Source organism: Brachybacterium sp. p3-SID957 (assembly GCF_025144775.1).
Classification (GTDB): domain Bacteria; phylum Actinomycetota; class Actinomycetes; order Actinomycetales; family Dermabacteraceae; genus Brachybacterium; species Brachybacterium epidermidis.
In genome coordinates, this window is record NZ_JALXKT010000107.1 from 1 (window position 1) to 2,677 (window position 2,677).

Sequence of the window (2,677 nt, forward strand, 5' to 3'; positions counted from 1 at the left end):
CGGGGGGGGGGGGGGGGGGGGGGGGGGGCGCCGGGGTGGTGCGGACGATGTCCGGCACCTCGGCCACCAGGGCGTCGGGCACGGGTGCATCGGGCCCGTACCGGCGGCGAACGGAGGCACCGACCAGATCGTAACCGGCCTCGGCGTGCTGGCTGAGGTCGATGCCGGCGGCCTCGTCCTCGGCGCTGATGCGCCAGCCCAGGGTGTGCTTGAGCGCGAGGGCGATGACCAGGGTGACGAGTCCGGAGAAGCCCATCGCAGCGAGGGCCACCAGGGCCTGGACCAGCAGCAGGGCCGCGCCGCCGCCGTGCAGGAGCCCGCCGTCCACGGCGAGCACGCCGATCAGCACGGTCCCCACGAGTCCGCCCACCAGGTGCACGCCGACCACGTCGAGCGAGTCGTCCAGCCCGATGCGGTGCTTCAGGCCGACGGCGAGGGCGCAGCAGATCCCGGCGACCGCGCCCAGCACGATCGCGCCCAGGGGGTCCACGGCGGCGGCCGCCGGCGTGATCGCCACCAAGCCGGCCACCACGCCGGAGGCGGCGCCCAGTGAGGTCACATGACGATCCCGGATCCGCTCCACCAGCATCCAGCCGAGCATCGCCCCGGCGGTCGCGACGGCGGTGTTGACCCAGGCGAGACCCGCGGTGGCGTCGGCGGTGCCCGCGGATCCGGCGTTGAAGCCGAACCAGCCGAACCACAGCAGTGCCGCTCCCAGCATCACCAGCGGCAGGTTGTGGGGCTTCATGGGGTCCTTGCCGAAGCCCAGGCGGGGGCCGACGACCAGCACCAGCACGAGACCGGCGATGCCGGCGTTGATGTGCACGACGGTTCCGCCGGCGAAGTCGACCGGCTCGGCGATCGCGGCGAAGGGTCCGTCCCCGGAGAGCAGGCCGCCGCCCCACACCATGTGGGCCATCGGCGCGTAGCAGGCCAGCACCCACACGGCGGTGAAGGTCAGCCAGGTGCCGAAGCGGACGCGATCGGCGATCGCACCGGAGATGAGGGCCACGGTGATGATCGCGAAGGTCATCTGGAAGCCGGCGGCGGTCAGGAAGGGCACGCCGGAGCCGGCCAGCAACGACTGCTCGTTAGTGCCGTTCAGTCCCATGAACTGGAAGGGGCTGCCGAGCACGCCGCCGTGGTCGTCGCCGAAGGCGATCGAATAGCCGGCCGCCGTCCAGGCCAGGGCCACGACGGCCATCGCGCTGAAGGACATCAGCATCATGTTCAGCACGGTGCGGGACCGCACCATGCCTCCGTAGAAGAGGGACAGCCCGGGTGTCATCAGCAGCACCAGGGAGGCGCTGACGAGGATCCAGGCGGTCGCCCCTGTGTCGAGGGTGAAGGGGTCCATGGCGGTTCCTGTTGTCGGTGGTGCCCGCCCCGGGGCGGGCACGGTCCGTGGTGGGCCGTGCCGCCATCGTGCGGTGGGCGCCGGTGACCGACCAGGTCAGAGGGCCGCCGTGATCATTCCGTGATCGAAGGGTTCGCGGTGCGGACCGCTGCGGGTCCGCCCTCGAAGCGCGTCCGCTCAGTCCCCCAGCAGGGCGTCCACGAAGCCGTAGGCGTCGAAGGGGGTGAGGTCGTCCATGCCCTCGCCCAGGCCCACCATCTTCACCGGCACTCCGAGCTCGCGCTGCACGTTGACCACGATCCCGCCCTTGGCGGTGCCGTCGAGCTTGGTCAGCACGATGCCGGTGATGTTCACGGCCTCCGAGAAGACCCGGGCCTGCTGCATGCCGTTCTGGCCGGTGGTGGCGTCGATGACCAGCAGCACCTCAGCGACGGTGTCGCCGTGCAGTCCCTTCTCGGCGACGCGGCGCACCTTGCCGAGCTGGTCCATCAGACCCTTCTTGTTCTGCAGGCGACCGGCGGTGTCGATGATGACGACGTCCACACCCTGTGCGACGCCCTCCTTGACGGCGTCGAAGGCGACGGCGGCGGGATCGGCCCCGTCGCGGTCGGCGCGCACCGTGTCCACACCCACGCGGGAGCCCCAGGTGGCGAGCTGGTCGGCGGCCGCGGCGCGGAAGGTGTCGGCGGCGCCCAGCACCACGGTGCGCTCGGCGGCGACCAGGACCCGGGCGAGCTTGCCGACGGTGGTCGTCTTGCCGGTGCCGTTGACACCCACCATGAGGATCACCGACGGCACCTCGGTGCCGTCCGGTGCGGTGCGGACGGTGGCGGCCAGGCGGCGGTCGAGGTCCGGGTTCACCAGGGTGACGAGCTCCTCGCGCAGCACCTCCCGCACCGCTGCGGCATCATCGGTGCCCAGCACCTGGATGCGTCGACGCAGGTTCTCCATCAGCTCATCGGTGGCGTCCGGCCCGAGGTCCGCCAGCAGCAGGGTCTCCTCGATCTCGTCCCAGGTGTCCTCGTCCACGGCGCCGCGGGTGAGGAGGGTGAGGATGCCGCGGCCGATGGAGCCGGAGCGTGCCAGGCGCTCGCGCAGCCGCAGCATCCGGTCGGCGGGCGCCTCGGGGGTGTCGATGACCGGGCCAGGGGCATCCTCGGTGGTGGTCTCCTCCGTGGGGGCAGGCGGTGCCTCCACCGGCTGGGCAGGCGCCTCAGGCGAGGGAGCCGGGGCCTGGACCGACGGGGCGGGGGCCTGGACCGACGGGGCGGGGGCGGCCGGCGCATCGGCAGGGGCGGCAACGGTGTCGTCTGTCGGGAC

At 72.5% G+C, this 2,677-nt stretch carries 2 protein-coding genes; both read right to left on the bottom strand.

Annotated elements, in window-relative coordinates:
- Window positions 1-1,357 (bottom strand): ammonium transporter (locus M3B01_RS14425; RefSeq protein ID WP_259793225.1); only part of this gene is annotated, 1,357 nt, incomplete at its 3' end.
- A gap of 177 nt (window positions 1,358-1,534) precedes the next feature.
- Window positions 1,535-2,677, bottom strand: a 1,143-nt coding sequence (gene ftsY / locus M3B01_RS14430; RefSeq protein ID WP_259793226.1) for a signal recognition particle-docking protein FtsY, incomplete at its 5' end; no start/stop codon positions are given.